The organism is Marinobacter suaedae (assembly GCF_030519635.1).
Lineage (GTDB): Bacteria > Pseudomonadota > Gammaproteobacteria > Pseudomonadales > Oleiphilaceae > Marinobacter > Marinobacter suaedae.
Genome location: NZ_JAUMIS010000001.1, coordinates 451,501 through 468,045, shown reverse-complemented (window position 1 = coordinate 468,045; position 16,545 = coordinate 451,501). Strand labels below are relative to the sequence as shown.

General features: G+C 57.7%; 18 protein-coding genes. 9 read left to right on the top strand and 9 right to left on the bottom strand.

Features of this window, described 5'->3' with window-relative positions:
• Entirely contained in the window at positions 1-801 is an 801-nt protein-coding gene (locus QVZ43_RS02025) for a mechanosensitive ion channel family protein (protein WP_302908672.1), read from the top strand.
• Here QVZ43_RS02025 and dctP read toward each other — a convergent pair.
• Positions 778-1,875: a TRAP transporter substrate-binding protein DctP gene (gene dctP, locus QVZ43_RS02020; RefSeq protein ID WP_302908671.1), complete on the bottom strand. Its 1,098-nt coding sequence runs from the start codon at positions 1,873-1,875 to the stop codon at positions 778-780. The two genes, QVZ43_RS02025 and dctP, sit on opposite strands and share 24 nt — an antisense overlap.
• Before the next feature lie 105 nt (positions 1,876-1,980).
• Between dctP and QVZ43_RS02015 the strand changes: the two genes are divergently transcribed.
• Positions 1,981-2,889 (top strand): DMT family transporter, encoded by a 909-nt coding sequence (locus QVZ43_RS02015; protein WP_302908670.1) that lies wholly within the window; start codon positions 1,981-1,983, stop codon positions 2,887-2,889.
• On the top strand, positions 2,879-3,154 hold the full coding sequence (locus QVZ43_RS02010) for a GIY-YIG nuclease family protein (protein ID WP_223794096.1): 276 nt from the start codon (positions 2,879-2,881) through the stop codon (positions 3,152-3,154). The genes QVZ43_RS02015 and QVZ43_RS02010 overlap by 11 nt, the downstream gene beginning before the upstream one ends.
• Here the strand turns inward: QVZ43_RS02010 and QVZ43_RS02005 are convergent.
• Positions 3,132-4,025 carry an alpha/beta hydrolase gene (locus QVZ43_RS02005; protein WP_302908669.1) on the bottom strand — a complete coding sequence of 298 codons (894 nt, stop codon included), beginning with the start codon at positions 4,023-4,025 and terminating at the stop codon, positions 3,132-3,134. The two genes, QVZ43_RS02010 and QVZ43_RS02005, sit on opposite strands and share 23 nt — an antisense overlap.
• Positions 4,026-4,103: 78 nt before the next feature.
• Between QVZ43_RS02005 and QVZ43_RS02000 the strand changes: the two genes are divergently transcribed.
• Together QVZ43_RS02000 and QVZ43_RS01995 are read left to right on the top strand one after the other, a co-directional pair.
• On the top strand, positions 4,104-5,132 hold the full coding sequence (locus QVZ43_RS02000) for an alpha/beta hydrolase (protein WP_302908668.1): 1,029 nt from the start codon (positions 4,104-4,106) through the stop codon (positions 5,130-5,132).
• 20 nt (positions 5,133-5,152) lie between these two features.
• Positions 5,153-5,809, top strand: a complete 657-nt coding sequence (locus QVZ43_RS01995; RefSeq protein ID WP_223794093.1) for a YiaD family glycine zipper/OmpA-like lipoprotein — start codon at positions 5,153-5,155, stop codon at positions 5,807-5,809.
• 90 nt (positions 5,810-5,899) lie between these two features.
• On the opposite strand, the gene QVZ43_RS01990 is transcribed toward QVZ43_RS01995, so the two are convergent.
• Both QVZ43_RS01990 and serA read right to left on the bottom strand, forming a co-directional pair.
• The gene (locus QVZ43_RS01990) at positions 5,900-6,181 is read right to left on the bottom strand and encodes a hypothetical protein (RefSeq protein ID WP_302908667.1); all 282 of its coding nucleotides are present in this window, start codon (positions 6,179-6,181) and stop codon (positions 5,900-5,902) included.
• A gap of 200 nt (positions 6,182-6,381) precedes the next feature.
• Positions 6,382-7,611, bottom strand: a complete 1,230-nt coding sequence (serA, locus tag QVZ43_RS01985) for a phosphoglycerate dehydrogenase (RefSeq protein WP_302908666.1) — start codon at positions 7,609-7,611, stop codon at positions 6,382-6,384.
• Between the two features lie 180 nt (positions 7,612-7,791).
• On the opposite strand from serA, the gene QVZ43_RS01980 reads away from it, so the two are divergent.
• Complete coding sequence (locus tag QVZ43_RS01980; protein WP_302908665.1) at positions 7,792-9,195, top strand: FAD-binding oxidoreductase; 1,404 nt, start codon at positions 7,792-7,794, stop codon at positions 9,193-9,195.
• The gene (locus QVZ43_RS01975) at positions 9,195-9,869 is read left to right on the top strand and encodes an SIR2 family NAD-dependent protein deacylase (RefSeq protein WP_302908664.1); all 675 of its coding nucleotides are present in this window, start codon (positions 9,195-9,197) and stop codon (positions 9,867-9,869) included. Before QVZ43_RS01980 ends, QVZ43_RS01975 begins: the two co-directional genes overlap by 1 nt.
• A 24-nt stretch (positions 9,870-9,893) precedes the next feature.
• On the opposite strand, the gene QVZ43_RS01970 is transcribed toward QVZ43_RS01975, so the two are convergent.
• From QVZ43_RS01970 to QVZ43_RS01950, 5 genes are all read right to left on the bottom strand, one after another.
• The gene (locus QVZ43_RS01970; protein WP_223794088.1) at positions 9,894-11,225 is read right to left on the bottom strand and encodes an ABC1 kinase family protein; all 1,332 of its coding nucleotides are present in this window, start codon (positions 11,223-11,225) and stop codon (positions 9,894-9,896) included.
• A gap of 47 nt (positions 11,226-11,272) precedes the next feature.
• Complete coding sequence (locus QVZ43_RS01965; RefSeq protein ID WP_302908663.1) at positions 11,273-11,935, bottom strand: fumarylacetoacetate hydrolase family protein; 663 nt, start codon at positions 11,933-11,935, stop codon at positions 11,273-11,275.
• A 24-nt stretch (positions 11,936-11,959) separates the two neighbouring features.
• Complete coding sequence (locus QVZ43_RS01960) at positions 11,960-12,502, bottom strand: adenine phosphoribosyltransferase (RefSeq protein WP_302908662.1); 543 nt, start codon at positions 12,500-12,502, stop codon at positions 11,960-11,962.
• Positions 12,503-12,532: 30 nt separating this feature from the next.
• Positions 12,533-13,831, bottom strand: coding sequence for an NCS2 family permease (locus QVZ43_RS01955; protein WP_223794085.1), 1,299 nt, complete (start codon positions 13,829-13,831; stop codon positions 12,533-12,535).
• Positions 13,832-13,984: 153 nt separating this feature from the next.
• A complete protein-coding gene (locus QVZ43_RS01950) occupies positions 13,985-14,602 on the bottom strand; it encodes a trimeric intracellular cation channel family protein (RefSeq protein ID WP_302908661.1) in 618 nt (205 codons plus the stop codon).
• 171 nt (positions 14,603-14,773) lie between these two features.
• Here QVZ43_RS01950 and QVZ43_RS01945 point away from each other — a divergent pair, with 171 nt between their 5' ends.
• The gene (locus tag QVZ43_RS01945) at positions 14,774-15,343 is read left to right on the top strand and encodes a BLUF domain-containing protein (protein WP_302908660.1); all 570 of its coding nucleotides are present in this window, start codon (positions 14,774-14,776) and stop codon (positions 15,341-15,343) included.
• A 134-nt stretch (positions 15,344-15,477) separates the two neighbouring features.
• On the top strand, positions 15,478-16,461 hold the full coding sequence (locus QVZ43_RS01940; RefSeq protein WP_302908659.1) for an NADPH:quinone oxidoreductase family protein: 984 nt from the start codon (positions 15,478-15,480) through the stop codon (positions 16,459-16,461).
• Positions 16,462-16,545: the final 84 nt, after the last annotated feature.

Below are 16,545 nucleotides of genomic sequence, written 5' to 3'. Positions count from 1 at the left end.
ATGGAAGATCTTGGCTTGAAGGAGGTTTTTGCAACGATCAACTCGCAGGCGTTGCTGGACGCGCTGCTCGTGGTCGTTGTCGCAATGGTAATCATTGTCGTGGCCCAGAAGCTCTTGCCGGTGCTGGCTGGCCGGCTGAGTGGCAAACCTCGTTTGTATCTTCTGGCTTCCGTGCCCCTGATTCGGCTGCTGGTGATCGTCGCAACCATCATCATCGTGGTGCCCATCCTGATCGAGCCCTCGTTCGAAAACATGGTTGCCATCTTCGGGGCACTGGGGCTGGTGCTGGGATTTGCGTTCAAGGATTACGTGAACAGCCTGATTGCCGGGATCGTCACCCTGTACGAGATGCCCTACCGGCCGGGAGACTGGATTCAGGTGGATGGCCACTACGGTGAAGTGCGCTCCATCGGTGCCCGGGCGGCGGAAATTGTCACGCCGGATGACTCGGTGGTGGTGGTGCCCCACAACATGCTGTGGAACGCCCTGCTGGCCAACGGCAACGACGGTACCGACAACCTGATGTGCGTGGCCTGCTTCCATCTGGAGCCTAACCACGATGTGCAGCGGGTACTGGATTTGCTTCGGAACGTAGCGTTCACCAGCCCGTATACACGAACCTGGCAACCGGTCGTGGTGGTGGTAAAGAACGAACCGTGGGGCATGCTCTATCGCCTGAAGGCCTATCCGCTGGAACCCAAGGAGCAGTTCCGTTACGTGAGTGACCTGACCGCCAGGGGCGCTGATGTTCTGGCGGAGGCAGGCGTTGGCTTCGTGTCAGCTCCCGTTACGGGCGGATGAGCCCGCTGCATGGCTTTCGAAGGTATTGCCACTTCGGGTCAGCCAGTCCAGCAGGTCCGTGCCGAACTTGCCGGTGGAATTTACGTAAGTCTCGCGAGCGGGAAGGCTCGCTTCTGCGAAGGCGGCGCGCTCTTCATCGGTGAGTCGAACCACCTTTATTTGCGTTGATTCGAGCATCCGTTCCAGGCGTGCTTGGTTCAGTTCCCTCTGGGTATTCCATGCAATAACCGCTACGTCTTGCAGGGCCCCCTCGAGCAAGGCTTTCTGGTTGTCGGGCAGCGCTGCCATCCAGTCCGGGTTGGTCACCACCGATGAGATGAACTGGGCGGGCCGGCCCAGTGTCAGCGTGCTCTGAACCTCGTAGAAATTCATTTCCTCAATGGCAAAGATCGGGTTGGTCTGGCCATCGGTCTTGCGCAGCTGAAGGTCGTTGTAGACCTGCGAGAAGGGGGTTTGCTTTGGTTCAGCCCCGTACACCCGGAAGGATTCGGCGGCAAGGTCCGAGGTCATGGTCCTGAAACGCACGCCGTGGAAATCGGCGGGCGATTTCAGAGGCTTGTTGGCGGTCCATGCCATCCAGCCCTCGGGAACGAAGGACAGCAGTTTCAGGTTCCGCTTCTCGTAGGCGGGCTCGAACCGGGTAACCAGTTCCGGGCTGGTCAGCAGATTGCGTATGGCCTCTTCGTCGTCCGGGAACAGGTAGTGGAGGTTGAAGACGCCGACTTCTGGAATCCGGTTGGCCAGGTGGCCCGGGGATGCGAAGGCGAGATTCACCGAGCCGTTACGTACCAGTTCCGTCAGCTGGGTGGACGTCCCAAGGGAACCATAGGGGAATATCTCCAGTTCGACCCGGCCATCGGAGCGGGTCTCGACCAACTCCTTTAACGCCTTGGCATAGGCATGCTGTACACTGCCCTCGATCTCTTCCAGCGCGAAGCGCCAGGTTACGGGGTACTCATCTGGAGTTGCATCAGGGTTGGCATCACTGGTTGATGGTTCCTGGCTCTCAGAACAGCCAGCGATGATCAGCATCACGGTGGTGAGCAGCGATAAGCAAAGTGCCAGAGGGCGCATGTCCCGGTCTCCGGTATCTGGGCGAATGCCTGGGTGAGTGAAAGGGAGCGCTAACCTAACATATTAGGGCAGGATAATGCTGCCCGAAGGAGTTTTGGAGACTGTATGACCAACCAGAAGCAGGCCATGCTGTTCGGGCTTGGGACGGTGTTGTTGTGGTCGACCGTGGCGACCGCGTTCAAGCTGGCGTTGAGGGATCTGGCGCCAGTTCAGTTGCTGTTGATCGCCTGTGCATCGTCGGTGCTGGTGTTGGGCGTCATACTGCTGGTACAGGGCCGTTGGCATCTGGTCTTCAAACTTCGGAAGCGTCAGTACCTCCAGTCGTTCGGAATGGGGCTGATCAACCCCTGTCTGTACTATCTTGTACTGTTTGCGGCGTTTGATCGATTGCCTGCTCAGGAAGCACAGCCACTCAACTACACCTGGGCGCTGGTGCTGACGTATCTTTCTGTGCCATTTCTGGGGCACAAGCTCCGTCGCGTCGACATTGTGGCGGGACTCATCTGCTATGCCGGCGTGGTGGTGATTGCCACCCGGGGCGCGGTGACGTCGCTCAGCTTTTCCAACCCGCTTGGTGTGGGGCTTGCGCTGGGCAGCACCGTGATCTGGGCGTCCTACTGGATCCTCGCGACGCGTGATCAGCGGGATCCGGTGGTCGGTCTGTTTCTGAATTTCCTCTTTGCCTTGCCCGTCATCGCTCTTATCTGTGCGCTAACCGAGGGCATTCAGTTTCGTCCGATGGCTTCGGTGGGGGCTGCGGTTTACGTCGGCGCTTTTGAAATGGGTATCGCGTTCGTGCTCTGGTCCTATGCAATGAAAAAAGCAGAGAACACGTCCAAAGTCAGTAACCTGATTTTTATTTCGCCGTTCCTGTCCCTGGTGTTTATCTACTTCATCCTGGGAGAGGAGATCCTGCCCTCAACGTACATCGGGCTGGTGATGATTATGGGTGGGCTCTGGCTTCAGCAAAGGAAGGTGTCCGCACAGAAGCAGCGGTTGGTCCATGAGTCCTGAGTGGAGTGTTTACATCGTCCGCACCGGCAAGGGCACACTGTATACCGGCATTACCACCGATGTGGCGCGTCGGCTGGCAGAGCATGAGTCAGGAACCAAAGGGGCACGGAGCCTGCGCGGCAAGGGCCCGTTAAAGCTGGTCTTTCAGGCGGAGGCGGGGGACCGGAGCCGAGCCTCCCGCCTGGAGTGGCACATCAAACAATGGCCCAAGGCCAGAAAGGAAGCGCTGGTCCGGGGCGAGCTTACCCTGCCAGATGACGTTTGATGTGGGCACCTGCACCCTGCAGGGCGGCTTTGGCCCGGGCCAGCTGGCCCGCGTGGAACTGGAACACGTGCCAGAGGCTGTTGAACACTTCCAGAGTGGTTTGGACATCCTGTCGCTTTGCCTTGTTGGCCAGCCGTTCTGAATCGTTTAGCAGGACTTCTTCACTGCCTACCTGAATCAGTAGTGGCGGAAGCCCGCTCAGGTCGCCGAAGATCGGTGAAATCAGTGGATTGGTCAGTGGCTCCTGTCCGCCATAGTAGTGGGCGTTTCGCTCAAGCCAGCGAACCTGCAGGACGGGTTCGGTTTCCGGCACGTGCATCTGCTCGTGGGTCAGGTCTACAAGGGGGGAAAAGACTGTGATGGAAGAGGGCAGGGGCCGTTTCCCGTCCCGCAGCTTCAGGGCCAGGGAAAGACACAGTCCGCCACCGGCGGAATCTCCGGCAAGGGCAATCTGGCTGGCTTGGACACCATCATCAAGCAGCGCCTGGTAGACGGCCTCGGCGTCTTCCAGTGCCGCCGGGAACGGATGCTCCGGTGCCAGCCGGTAATCCGGAGCAATCACCTGACAGCCACTGGTTTTTGCCAGATGGCCGATAATGCCGCGATGAGTCGTGGGAGAGCCAAAGATAAAGCCCCCACCGTGCAGGTACAGAATGACACCTATATTATTGCCGCCACAATTGGCCCGTGTAATGGGCATACCGCCAAGGGTTTCCTCGGTGAAGCTGCAGTCCCGCGGCGGTGTGGAGCTGCGGAAAGCCTGAGCCACCAGCGTCCGCTGCAGGTTCACCGGCAAAGATGGGTGAAGGATCGGCCTTACAAGTCGGTTCATGGTATGACGCAGGCCGGTCTCAAGAAGGTATTGCAACATCTGTGTTCTACCCTCGCTATACGTTAGGATTGTCATTAGGTAAGCGAATAAACAATCATGACAGGCGTTTAACTCTACGTGTACTGGAAAACAGATACCATAGAAATTCCGGATTGGGACCGAGGGTCCTTGCTCGAAAGGCTCGAGCCCTTCGATCCGGGCGTGGCGGACTTGTTGAGCGATGAAATGATCGCTTACTGCCGCTTTTACGGGCTGGATCTGTGGGTGGAACACCCAGACGTCAGTTACTGCCAGGGATACGTGGAGGCCGGGCCCCATCAGGTCATGGTTCACCACTACCGGTTGCCGGAATCGTCTCCCACACGGGGAACGGTTTTCATTTTCCATGGATACTTCGACCATGTAGGCCTCTACAGCCAGTTGATCGAGCGTTGTCTTGGGGCAGGCTTGAATGTTCTGGCCTACGACCAGCCCGGACATGGGCTGTCCAGCGGGACGCCGGCGGCAATTGGTAGCTTCGCTGAATATCAGGACGTTCTGATGAAGGTTCTTGGGCAGGTACAGGACAAAGTGCCAGGGCCCTGGTTTGCCGTCGGGCAAAGTACCGGAGGCGCCATCCTGATTGACTACCTGCTGTCCAATAATCACACGGAAGAGACCTCGGCGTTCAAAAAGGTGGTGTTGCTGGCACCTCTGGTCAGACCGACGGGGTGGTTGGGAGCCAAGGTGTTGCACAGCGTGATGAAGCCGTTCATTACGCGTTGGCGGCGGGCGTTCTCAACCAACAGCGGAAACTCACGGTTCCTGAAATTTCTTCGGGAGCATGATCCGCTTCAGGCCCGCGCGGTCCATGTGGATTGGGTCAGCGCGTTGCGACTATGGATTCCAAAGATTGAGTCGGCGCGACCGGTAAATTTCCCGGTAACGGTGATTCAGGGCGAAAAGGACCTGACGGTGGATTGGCAGCACAACCTTCGCATCGTCCGGAATAAATTTGCTGCGGTTGAGGAACTGAGAATCCGCGATGGGCGTCATCATCTAGTGAATGAAGCCCAGGATTTACAGTCAACGGTTTTCAATACAATTATCGACACCTTTGTTTGCGAAACGACCGCCAGGGCGGAAGCAGCATCGGGTCGGGCTTAAACATTTCAGAGGAGATTGCTGTGAAAAAAACGGTTCTTGCATTTGCGGTTGCGACGTTGGGGTTGAGTGGGTGTATGACTTACGACCCTTACACCGGTGAAGAGAAAACCTCCAGCGCAACAACAGGCAGTATTATTGGTGCGTTGGGTGGTGCAGCCATTGGTGCGGCAACCTCCAGCAAGAGCGATCGTGGTAAGGGTGCGCTGATTGGCGCAGCCGGTGGTGCGGCCATCGGTGGCGGCATCGGTTACTACATGGACAAGCAGGAAGCGGAACTGCGCCGCAAGCTGGAAGGCTCCGGTGTGCGGGTTGTGCGCAATGGCGATCAGATTGAACTGATCATGCCGGGCAACATCACCTTCGATCTGAACGAATCCTCCATCAAGCCGTCCTTCGTGGACACACTGGACTCCGTTGGTCTCGTTCTGCAGGAGTTCGACAAGACCAGCATCCAGATCGCGGGCCATACCGACAGCTCCGGCTCCCAGAGCTACAACCAGCTGCTGAGTGAGCGTCGTGCATCCTCCGTGCGCGACTTCCTGATGAACCGCGGTATTCAGCCGCAGCGCACTCGTGCGGTTGGCTACGGCGAACGTTACCCCGTTGCTTCCAACGATACCCCGGCCGGTCGTGAGCAGAACCGTCGGGTAGAGCTGACGCTGGTACCGATGCAGTAAGAGGCATCCGCAGTCAGTGAGTTTCAGAAAAGGCACCACAGCTTTGGCCGCGGTGCCTTTTCTTTTGTCCCGTACTGGCTGTTTTACTGATTATTTGCTGCCGGGCAGCCAGCTTTCTATGCGCTGCTTAAGGCTTTCCAACTGGCTTTCGCTGGCGCCTTTTAGTTCATCCAGTTTCGAGCGCGCTGTTGCGATCTGATCTTCAACGCCCTGTATTTTCTCAGAGAATTCTTTCTGTATTTCCGCCTCTGCCTGTTCATCCTGGGCAGATGCTTTCTTTTTCTCCGCATCGGCACGCAAGCTTTCGACTTCTTTGCTCCAGCGCTCTGTCTGGGTTTCCAGTTTCTGTATCAGCGAATCCTTCAGAGACATAGAACCTCCTGTCATCCAGGCCGCCGGGATGTGAATGTGGGAGCGGCCTCAGTAAGAGAGTGGGTTCGCGCGATGACAGATCAAGGTCGGCGGGGTGAACGTTTTGTAACCGGATAGTGGCGGGGCAGGTATAAAATCTGCTTTTCAGGCAATAAAAAACCGGAGATGTGTCTCCGGTTTTTTTGACTTGCTGTCAGGCCTTAGAACAGTACCCGGCAGCGAATGGTGCCCTTGACGTGGCGCAGTTTGTCCAGTGCCAGTTCGCTGTACTCCTTGTCCACATCAATCACCACATAGCCCACATTCTCGTTGGTCTGCAGGTATTGGCCACAGATGTTGATGTCGTTTTCGGAGAACACCTGGTTGATCTCGGACAGCACGCCCGGCACGTTCTCGTGGATGTGCAGCAGGCGGTGCTGGTTCGCGTGGGACGGCAGGGCCACTTCCGGGAAGTTCACGGAAGACACGGAGGTGCCGTTGTCGCTGTACATGGCCAGTTTCTCTGCCACTTCACGGCCAATGTTTTCCTGGGCTTCGATGGTAGAGCCACCCACGTGTGGCGTCAGGATAACATTGTCGAATTCCCGCAGCGGAGAGATGAATTCTTCGTCGTTGGACTTCGGCTCGACCGGGAACACGTCGATGGCTGCACCCAACAGTTTGCCGCTACCTAGTGCCTCAGCCAGCGCGTCAATGTCCACCACGGTGCCTCGGGAGGCGTTCATCAGAATGGAACCGGGCTTCATCTGGGCAAACTGCTCGGCCTTGAACATGTACTTGGTGGACGGTGTTTCCGGCACGTGCAGGCTCACCACGTCGGCAATGTTCAGCAGTTCCTGCAGGGTGCCTACCTGGGTGGCATTGCCGATCGGCAGCTTGGAAACCACATCGTAGAAGTACACGTCCATGCCCAGGCCTTCGGCGAGGACGCTGAACTGGGTGCCAATGTTGCCGTAGCCGATGATGCCCAGCTTCTTGCCACGGATTTCGTAGCTGTTCTTGGCAGACTTCAGCCACTCGCCACGGTGAGCCTTGGCGCTTTTCTCAGGAACGCCGCGCAGCAGCAGAATAGCCTGGGCCAGAACCAGCTCGGCAACGCTCCGGGTGTTGGAGAAAGGTGCGTTGAACACCGCAATTCCGCGGCGGGTGGCCGCCTGCAGGTCAACCTGGTTGGTGCCGATACAGAAGCATCCCACCGCGACGAGTTTGCTCGCGGCATCAAATACTCTTTCAGTCAGCTGGGTACGGGACCGGATACCAATGAAGTGCGCATCGGCAACCTTCTCAATCAGGTCCTCTTCGGCCAGCGAGTGAGTCAGATACTCGATGTTGGTGTAACCCGCAGCGTTCAGGGTATCAATCGCAGATTGATGCACGCCTTCCAGCAGCAGAATCCGGATCTTGCTCTTTTCGAGAGACGTATTTGACATAGAAATGCTTCCGAACCTTTCGTCACGTGAAACGGCCTGTTACCAGCTTTACGCAAGGGCTGGCTCACAGAACAGGGGCGGTATGATACCATAAACGCAAGTTTTCACAGTGTGCTGATCGGCTTGTTTTAAACGATTGTTTGCAGGCGGGCAGCACCATGCTAAGAGACTGATGCTCAAATGAATTCCGATCAAGTTATTGCTTCCCTGAAAGAGTTAATGGCTGCCGGCGATGCCCCGGGCAAGGTGCTGACCGATCCGGCCGATCTTGAGAACTACGGTAAGGACTGGACCAAGATCTACCCGCCCAAACCGCTTGCGATCGCATTGCCGAAAACCACGGAACAGGTGCAGGCACTGGTGAAATTTGCCAACGAGAATCAGGTGGCTCTGGTGCCTTCCGGTGGCCGGACTGGCCTGAGTGCCGGTGCTGTGGCCGCCAATGGCGAAGTGGTTGTGGCCTTCGACAACATGAACCAGATTCTGGATTTCAACGCCAGCGATCGGGTGGTTCGGTGTCAGGCCGGGGTTGTTACCGAGCAGCTGCAGAATTTTGCCGAAGAGAACGACCTCTACTATCCGGTGGATTTCGCCTCGGCTGGCTCCAGCCAGCTAGGGGGGAACCTGTCCACCAACGCCGGTGGTATCAAGGTGATCCGTTATGGCATGAGCCGCGACTGGGTGGCGGGCCTGAAGGTGGTCACTGGAAAGGGTGACATTCTGGATCTGAACAAGGATCTGGAAAAGAACAACACCGGCTACGACCTGCGCCACCTGTTCATCGGTGCCGAGGGCACGCTGGGCTTCATCACCGAAGCGACCATGAAGCTGTCCCGGAAGCCGGATAATTTGACCGTGCTGGTGCTGGGCCTGAACGATCTGACCAACACCATGGACGTGCTGCAGACGTTCCAGAAGAAGATCGACCTGACGGCCTACGAGTTCTTCTCCCATCAGGCGATGGGGCACGTGCTGGCCCATGGGCAGGTGCAGGCGCCGTTTGAAACCGAAGCGCCTTACTACGCCCTGCTGGAGTTCGAAGCAGTGTCCGATCAGGTAATGGACGACGCCATGGAACTGTTCGAGCAGTGCATGGAAAATGGCTGGGTGCTGGATGGTGTGATCAGTCAGAGCGAAACCCAGGCCCAGAACCTGTGGCAGCTGCGTGAGGGTATTTCCGAGTCCATTGCGCCACGGACGCCCTACAAGAACGACATTTCCGTGATGGTGTCCAAGGTGCCCGGGTTCCTGCAGGAGATTGAGGACGTCGTCACCACCCATTACCCGGATTTCGAGATCATCTGGTTCGGCCACATTGGCGACGGCAACCTGCACTTGAACATCCTCAAGCCCGAAGACATGGCCAACGAAGACTTCTTCGAGAAGTGCCAACAGGTGAACAAGTGGGTGTTCGAGATTGTTGAGCGTTACCAGGGCAGTGTGTCCGCCGAGCACGGTGTTGGCATGACCAAAAAGCCCTACCTGCAGTACACGCGAAGCGAGACGGAAATTGCCTACCTGAGGAGCATCAAGCAGGTGTTCGATCCGAACGGTATTATGAACCCCGGCAAGATCTTCGACTGATGCAGGATCACATCGTCGTACTGACCGGTGCTGGCATCAGTGCCGAAAGCGGTCTTTCCACCTTCCGTGATAACGGTGGGTTGTGGGAGCAGCACAGTATCTACGATGTGGCCACACCCGAGGCCTTTGCTCGCAATCAGGAGCTGGTGCTGCGTTTTTATAACGAGCGCCGTCGCCAGCTCCAGTCCGCCCAGCCCAATCAGGCCCACCAACTGCTGGCCGAGCTTGAAAACACCTATCGCGTGACGGTGGTGACCCAGAACGTGGATGACCTTCACGAGCGCGGGGGTTCCAGCCAGGTGATCCACCTGCATGGGGAGCTGACCAAGGCCCGCAGTACCCGAGACCCAGGTCTGGTTTACGATATCGGCTACCGGGACATTGAACCGGGTGATACCTGTGAACGGGGCGCCCAGCTTCGTCCGCACATTGTCTGGTTCGGGGAAGAGGTTCCGATGCTTGAAGAAGCCGCGGAGGTGGTTCGCACCGCGGATCACCTGCTCATTGTCGGGACGTCGCTTCAGGTCTATCCGGCGGCAGGATTGGTGTACGAGGTGGGCGATGGTGTTCCCATCACCGTGATTGATCCGGGTGCGCCGGCTTCCGTGTCCCGTGCTCGTGTTATCCGCAAGGGTGCCTGCGAAGGCGTCGCCGAGTGGGTTCAGTCCCTGTAATGCAAGGGTAGAGACGTTCCCGAATCAGGGCACAGTATCCGCAGACTCTCCGGCGGGGGCCAGATACTGTTCCAGATCGGAGCGGAACGCCGCCTGAACCCCAAGACGCTTCAGTATCCAGTAATGCCCGGCAATCATGCGGTCGATGAAGATGCTTTCCACCGGTGGCTTGAAATAGTCCAAGTACTTGAACACCGTACTGGTTTTGGACGCCACGTGGGTATGCAGGTCGGATTCGGCAAAGTCGTAGGGTTCGGGCTGGTCAAAGGGCACGATCAGGATGTCGCGCCACATGGCGTAGTAAGCCGCATCCACCGCCGGCTGGCTCTTGACGCGAGCGCCCAGGTCGATCAGGTAGCGGTCGACGGCCTGATAATCCTCATCCAGCGCGGACACCAGGACGTTACGGTAGGCCTCGACAATCTCCGGCTTCAGCTTTTTCACGCAGCCGAAGTCATACATGATGATGGTGCCATCAGGCCGATAGGCAAAGTTGCCGGCGTGGGGATCGCCGTGAATACACTGGAACTTGAACAGCTGGTCGGCCATGGTGCGGAAAATACGGTGGCCGATCAGGTTGATGGTGTCCTGGTCGTAGCGATCCTGTGTGACCTCGTTGATGTGGTCGCCCTCCACCAGCTCCAGGGTCAGCACGCGTTTGGTTGAGTGGCTGTCGATCACGCCGGGAATCAGAACCCACTCGTCTTTGTCGTGGAATTTGCGAAACAGCTTGAGGTTGTTGGCCTCGTTCAGGTAGTCCAACTCCTCTTTCAGGCGTTCCCGAATCTCGCCGAAGAGCTGGTCCACCGTTTCCTTGGGCATTTTCAGCAGCCCGCCCAGCTTAAGGGCCATACGCAGCTGTTTGAGGTCGGAATCGCAGGATTCGTCCACCCCCGGATACTGCACTTTCACGATCACGTCGGTGCCATCGTGCAGTCGGGCCCGATGCACCTGGCCAATGGAGGCCGCGGCGTAGGGTTTTTCCTGCAGGTATTCGAATAGTTGTGAGATGGGCTGTCCCAGTTCGGACTCAATCTGCCTCTGGATGACCGAAAACGGCATCGGAGGGGCTTCCTTCTGAAGTCTTTGCAGCGCGTCTGAAAACTCCTTGGGCAGGAAGTCCTGAGTCTGTGAAGCAATCTGCCCGACTTTCATCACCGCGCCCTTGAGTTCGCCCAGGGTGTCGGCAATCTGGTCTGCCATCCGGGTGTAATTCTGGCTGCGGGCGGCCTCGTCGTCGTCCTTCCGGAAGACCTTGCGGGCACGTTGTCCGGCATACTGTCCGGCCACGGAGGCCGTCATGCCGGCGAGTTTTAAAAAGCGTCCGCGGCGGGATGTAACGGGTTTCTTTGCCATACCTGATGTACGTCTTCCGCTGAAAAAGGAATCACCTGCGTGTGACGTTAAACCACTTTGGTTTCAACGAACAGCTCATCGTCCAATTCCAGTGACAGGGTTTGCCCCTCGGCCAGGGGGCCCACGCCCTTCGGCGTGCCGGTCAGCACCACATCGCCCGGCATCAGTGAGAACTGGCTGCTGATATGGGCTATCAGCGGCAGGATGGGCATCAGCATGTCGCGGGTGTCGCCCCGTTGCCGAAGTTCCTGGTCAATGTCCAGGGTGAAGGTGAAGTGGTCTTTGGAAAACTTTTCTGCAGCGACGAACGGAGACAGTGGGCAGGCGCCGTCAAAACTCTTGGCCCGTTCCCAGGGATGGCCCTTTTCTTTCAGCTGACTTTGCAGATCACGAAGTGTCAGATCCAGTGCGAGTCCGTAACCCAGGATCGCGGCTTTCGCTTCACTCTCGGATGCGTTGGTCAGCGGGCGACCAATCAGCACGGCCAGTTCGGATTCGTAATGAACCTCGCCCTGGTTGCGGGGGATGGCCAGGGGCCGGGTAATGTAAACCGCCGCGGTGGCGGGTTTGATGAACAACAGCGGTTCATCGGGGATGGGGTTGTTCAGCTCCCGGGCATGCTCGGCATAGTTGCGGCCGATGCAGACGATTTTACCCAGTGGCAGATGGAGCGGGGTTCCATCCTTCCAGTGGTGTTGATAATCCTGCATGGCCGCCTCCTGTGTGTTCCGGAATTATTCCCCTTCAAACGAACAGACAGTGTATACCTGAAGTCCCTCTTCCTGAAGCTTGCGGGAGCCGCCGAGGTCTGGCAGGTCGATCATGGCAGCCACTTCGACGATTTCAGCGCCGATCCGGCGAATCAGCCGGGTGGCTGCCAGCATGGTGCCGCCGGTGGCGATCAGGTCATCCACCAGGACCACTTTGTCGCCGGACTTGAAGGCATCCTTGTGCAGTTCGACAGAGGCGGTGCCGTATTCCAGCTCGTAGTCTTCCACCAGGGTGTCGAAAGGCAGCTTGCCTTTCTTGCGAACCAGAACCAGAGACGCATTCAGCTCATAGGCCAGGGCAGAGCCGATGATGAAGCCCCGGGCGTCGACCGCTGCGACGGCATCGATTTTCTGGCCGTGGTAGCGGTGGACGAAGGCGTCGATCAGCTTGCGGAATGCCGTCTTGTCCTGCAAAACCGTGGTGATGTCACGAAAGGCAACACCGGGTTTGGGCCAGTCCGGAACGGTCCGGATGGCTTGTTTAATGCTTTCCGAAAAATAGTCCATGACAGATCCGGTTAACTCACTGGACGGGGTTTATTCCCCACCCAGGAAAATGAATTTCAGCACAAAGACAATGGCAATGATCACGACACTCGGGTTCAGGTCGGACCAGCGACCGCTGAGCGCCTTCACAATAGCGTAGGTGATAAACCCGAAGGCGATGCCGTTGGCGATGGAGAAGGTCAGCGGCATCATCAGGGCGGTCACCACCGCAGGCGCGGCATCCGTGATGTCATCCCAGTCCACGAGCTTAAGGCCACCGGTCATCAGCACGGCAACGTAGAGCAAAGCGGGGGCAGTAGCGTAGGCCGGAATGATGCTGGCAATCGGTGACAGCAGCAGGCACGCCAGGAAGAGCACCGCAACCACCACGGCCGTTAATCCCGTGCGGCCACCGGCGGAGATACCGGCGGTAGACTCAATGTAACTGGTAGTTGTGGACGTACCCAGTGCGGCACCAGACATGGTGGCGACAGAGTCTGACATCAGGGCACGGCCAAGGCGGGGCAGTTTGCCGTCTTTGTCCAGCAGGCCGCCGCGCTGGGCTGCGCCAATCAGGGTGCCGGAGGTGTCGAACAGGTCAACAAACAGGAAGGCAAAGACAACGCTGATCATGCCCACGTTCAGGGCACCGGCAATGTCCAGTTCCATGAAGGTCGGAGCCAGGCTCGGCGGAGCAGACATGAATCCGTTGTACTCCACCATGCCGAGCATCATGGCAATGGCAGTGACCGCGATGATACCGATCATGACGGCACCGGTGATCTGGCGGAACGACAGCGCGCAGATCAGTACGAAGCCACCGAAGAACAGCAGGCTCTCAGCCACTTTGATGTCGCCCAGGCCCACCAGGGTAGCTGGATGATCAACCACGATACCGGCGTTCTTCAGGGCAATCAGCGCCAGGAAGAAACCGATACCGGCGGAGATGCCGAAGCGAAGGGACATGGGGATGCTGTTAATGATCCATTCACGGACCTTGAAGATGCTCAGCAGGAAGAAGATCAAGCCAGACAGGAATACCGCACCCAGTGCCACCTGCCAGCTGTAGCCCATACTGCCAACCACAGTGAACGAGAAAAACGCGTTCAGGCCCATACCCGGTGCCAGGGCAATCGGGTAATTGGCCCAGAGGCCCATGATCAGGGTGCCGATGGCGGCTGCAATACAGGTCGCCACGAACACGGCACCGAAATCCATGCCGGTGGCGGACAAGATGCTTGGGTTGACCACGATGATGTAGGCCATGGTCAGGAAGGTGGTGATGCCCGCGATCACTTCTTTGCGAATATCAGTGCCGTGGGCCTGAAGTTGGAACAGTCGTTCAAGCATGACGGGTGTCTGCCTCTTGGGATTGCTGAAGGTTGGAATTGAAGCGTGTGTTTTGGATGGACAAAACGGCTTAGATGAAAAGGCGGTAATCTTACCGGCTGAGGGCTCTCAGGCCAAGTCAGGATTGGCCTGTGTTCGTAAAAAAGTGTTTGCTCACTTCTGGAATGGATCCCGCTGCAGGCGGATGTCGAAACGGACGGCGGCCATCCGGACGATGACGATAAAAAGCAGTCCGACGGTCAGCGCTGTGACCTCGCTGTCCAGTAGCCACTGGCAGGCAAAGTAAACCCAGCAGCCGGCAAAGGAAATGGAGGCGTAGATCTGATCTTTCCGGAAGATATAGGGCACCTCGTTGCACAGGATGTCGCGCAGGGCACCTCCGAAGGTGCCGGTCATCACACCCAGCAGGGACGCAATGAACAGCGAGTGCCCCAGGTCCAGGGCCAGCTGGGCGCCCAGAATCGAAAAAATGCCAAGCCCGATGGCGTCCGGTAACACAATGCGGGATTCTCGAATCCTGTGGGCCCGGTTCCAGTAACTGAACACGACGGCTATGCACAGGATCAGGATCGGCAGTTCCTGATGCTTCATCCAGTACAGGGGATGGTTGTCCATCATCAGGTCCCGCAGGGTTCCGCCACCGAGGGCGGTCACGAACCCGATGGTGAAGATGCCCACCGGATCCATGTTCTTTGCCCTCGCGACAATCATGCCTGATATCGCAAAGGCCACAATTCCGGTCATTTCAAGCAGGTAGATGATATCGACCATCGCGTTCACCTGGGGAGTGGGACAAACGCCGTAAGGCAAGCGCGCCGAAGCATAGCGAAAAACCGCGCCCGATTCACCCGCCCTCCGGAACCCCAACGTGCAGTGATCCACCGGCGCACTTGTCTCCGTACACCTGCGCTTGTCTACCTGTTAAGCGGTAAGGAGATTGTCATGCCATTGATGCGTCTGGCCTACGCCAGCACTGCGACGTTCGAGGCCGAGCCCGTCAAGCGCGGTATAGAGCCCCATGTTGCCCGGATTCTGATGGAGTCCCGCCGAAACAATGTGAAGAGGCAGCTCGTGGGTGGGCTGTATTACGGCGACAACCGGTTCTTCCAGTATCTCGAAGGTGAAAAGGAGGCAGTGCTTGCGCTCTACCAGCGGATCAAGGCGGACCCCAGACACCGGGATGTGGTGACGTTGATTGAGGGGCCTCTGGAGAAAACGACATTCACCGACTGGTCGATGAAGTACGTTCCCTTGTCCGCCGACGTCCAGCAACTCCTGAACCGATATGGGCTCCGTGAGTTCGCTCCGGCGTCGTTTGATGCATCCATGTGCGAAGAGATGATCCAGTTGATTCGTAGCTCCAGGGGCGATCAGAAACTGGTTAATCACGACGAGGCGGAGACAAGGGCTCAGCCGCAAGCTCGCGTGCTGTCGCCGGCGATGATCGGCGGACTGATCCTGGCGGCGGCCTGTGTCATTGGTGGGCTCGTTGCGACCGGAGCCAGTCTGTAATCTCCATAAGCGGCATTTATCGGGATAGATAAGTTTGCTTCAGTTGCTTCATGGCCTGACTCGGTTTAGCGTGACCGGCATTGCTTGGAAGGGAAGCTCGCTTTCCCATCATTATCGCTGCTACAGGAGTTGCCATGAAAGCCATTCTCTGCAAGGAACACGGTCCCGCGGAACAACTGGTCATCGAGGATATTGCCAGCCCGGAAGTGAAAGGGCGCGGCGTTAAGGTTCGGGTGAAGGCCGCCGGCCTGAACTTCCCGGACACCCTGATTATCGAGGATAAGTACCAGCTCAAGCCGTCCTTGCCGTTTTCTCCGGGTGGCGAACTCGCAGGCGAAGTAATCGAGGTGGGCGACAAGGTGACCCGCTACAAACCAGGTGATCGGGTCGCCGGACTCACCGGTTACGGCGCCTTTGCCGAGGAAGTGATCGTTCCCGAGCAGAACCTGTTGCCGGTTCCCGACAGCATGTCGGATGAAAAAGCCGCGGCCTTCATGATGGTTTACGGGACTTCATATTATGCGCTTAAGCAGCGCGCCAACATCCAGCCGGGCGAGAGTCTGCTGGTGCTGGGCGCCAGCGGGGGCGTGGGTCTGGCCGCCGTGGAACTCGGCAAGGCCATGGGTGCGAAGGTGATTGCTGCGGCCAGCACCGATGAAAAGCTTGCAGTAGCCAAAGAGGCCGGTGCCGATGAGCTGATCAATTACACCGAAGAACCTCTCAAAGACGCGGTCAAAAAACTGACCCGCAGCAAAGGTGTGGATGTGGTCTACGATCCGGTGGGTGGTGATTTCACCGAACAGGCGCTGCGCGCTATGGGCTGGAACGGCCGTCATCTGGTGATTGGTTTCGCTGCCGGCGATATCCCCAAGGTTCCGGCCAACCTTACGCTGCTGAAAGGCTGCTCATTGGTTGGCGTGTTCTGGGGCAGCTTCACCCAGCGCGAACCGGAAGCCAGCGCCAGGAATATGATGGACCTGATGCAGCTGTTTGCAGAGGGCAAGATTGACCCGAGAATCAGCGAAGTCTTTGAGTTTGAAGACTATGCCCGGGCACTCAACACCCTCACCGAGCGTCGTGCCACCGGGAAAATTGTTTTGCGGGTGGCAAAAGACTGACCGTCGGTTTTAGCGACCGAATAACCGTCGCGCCTCTCGGAGTATTGGTGGGAACAGGAAGAGCGAGCGGGAGGCCTGGAAGGT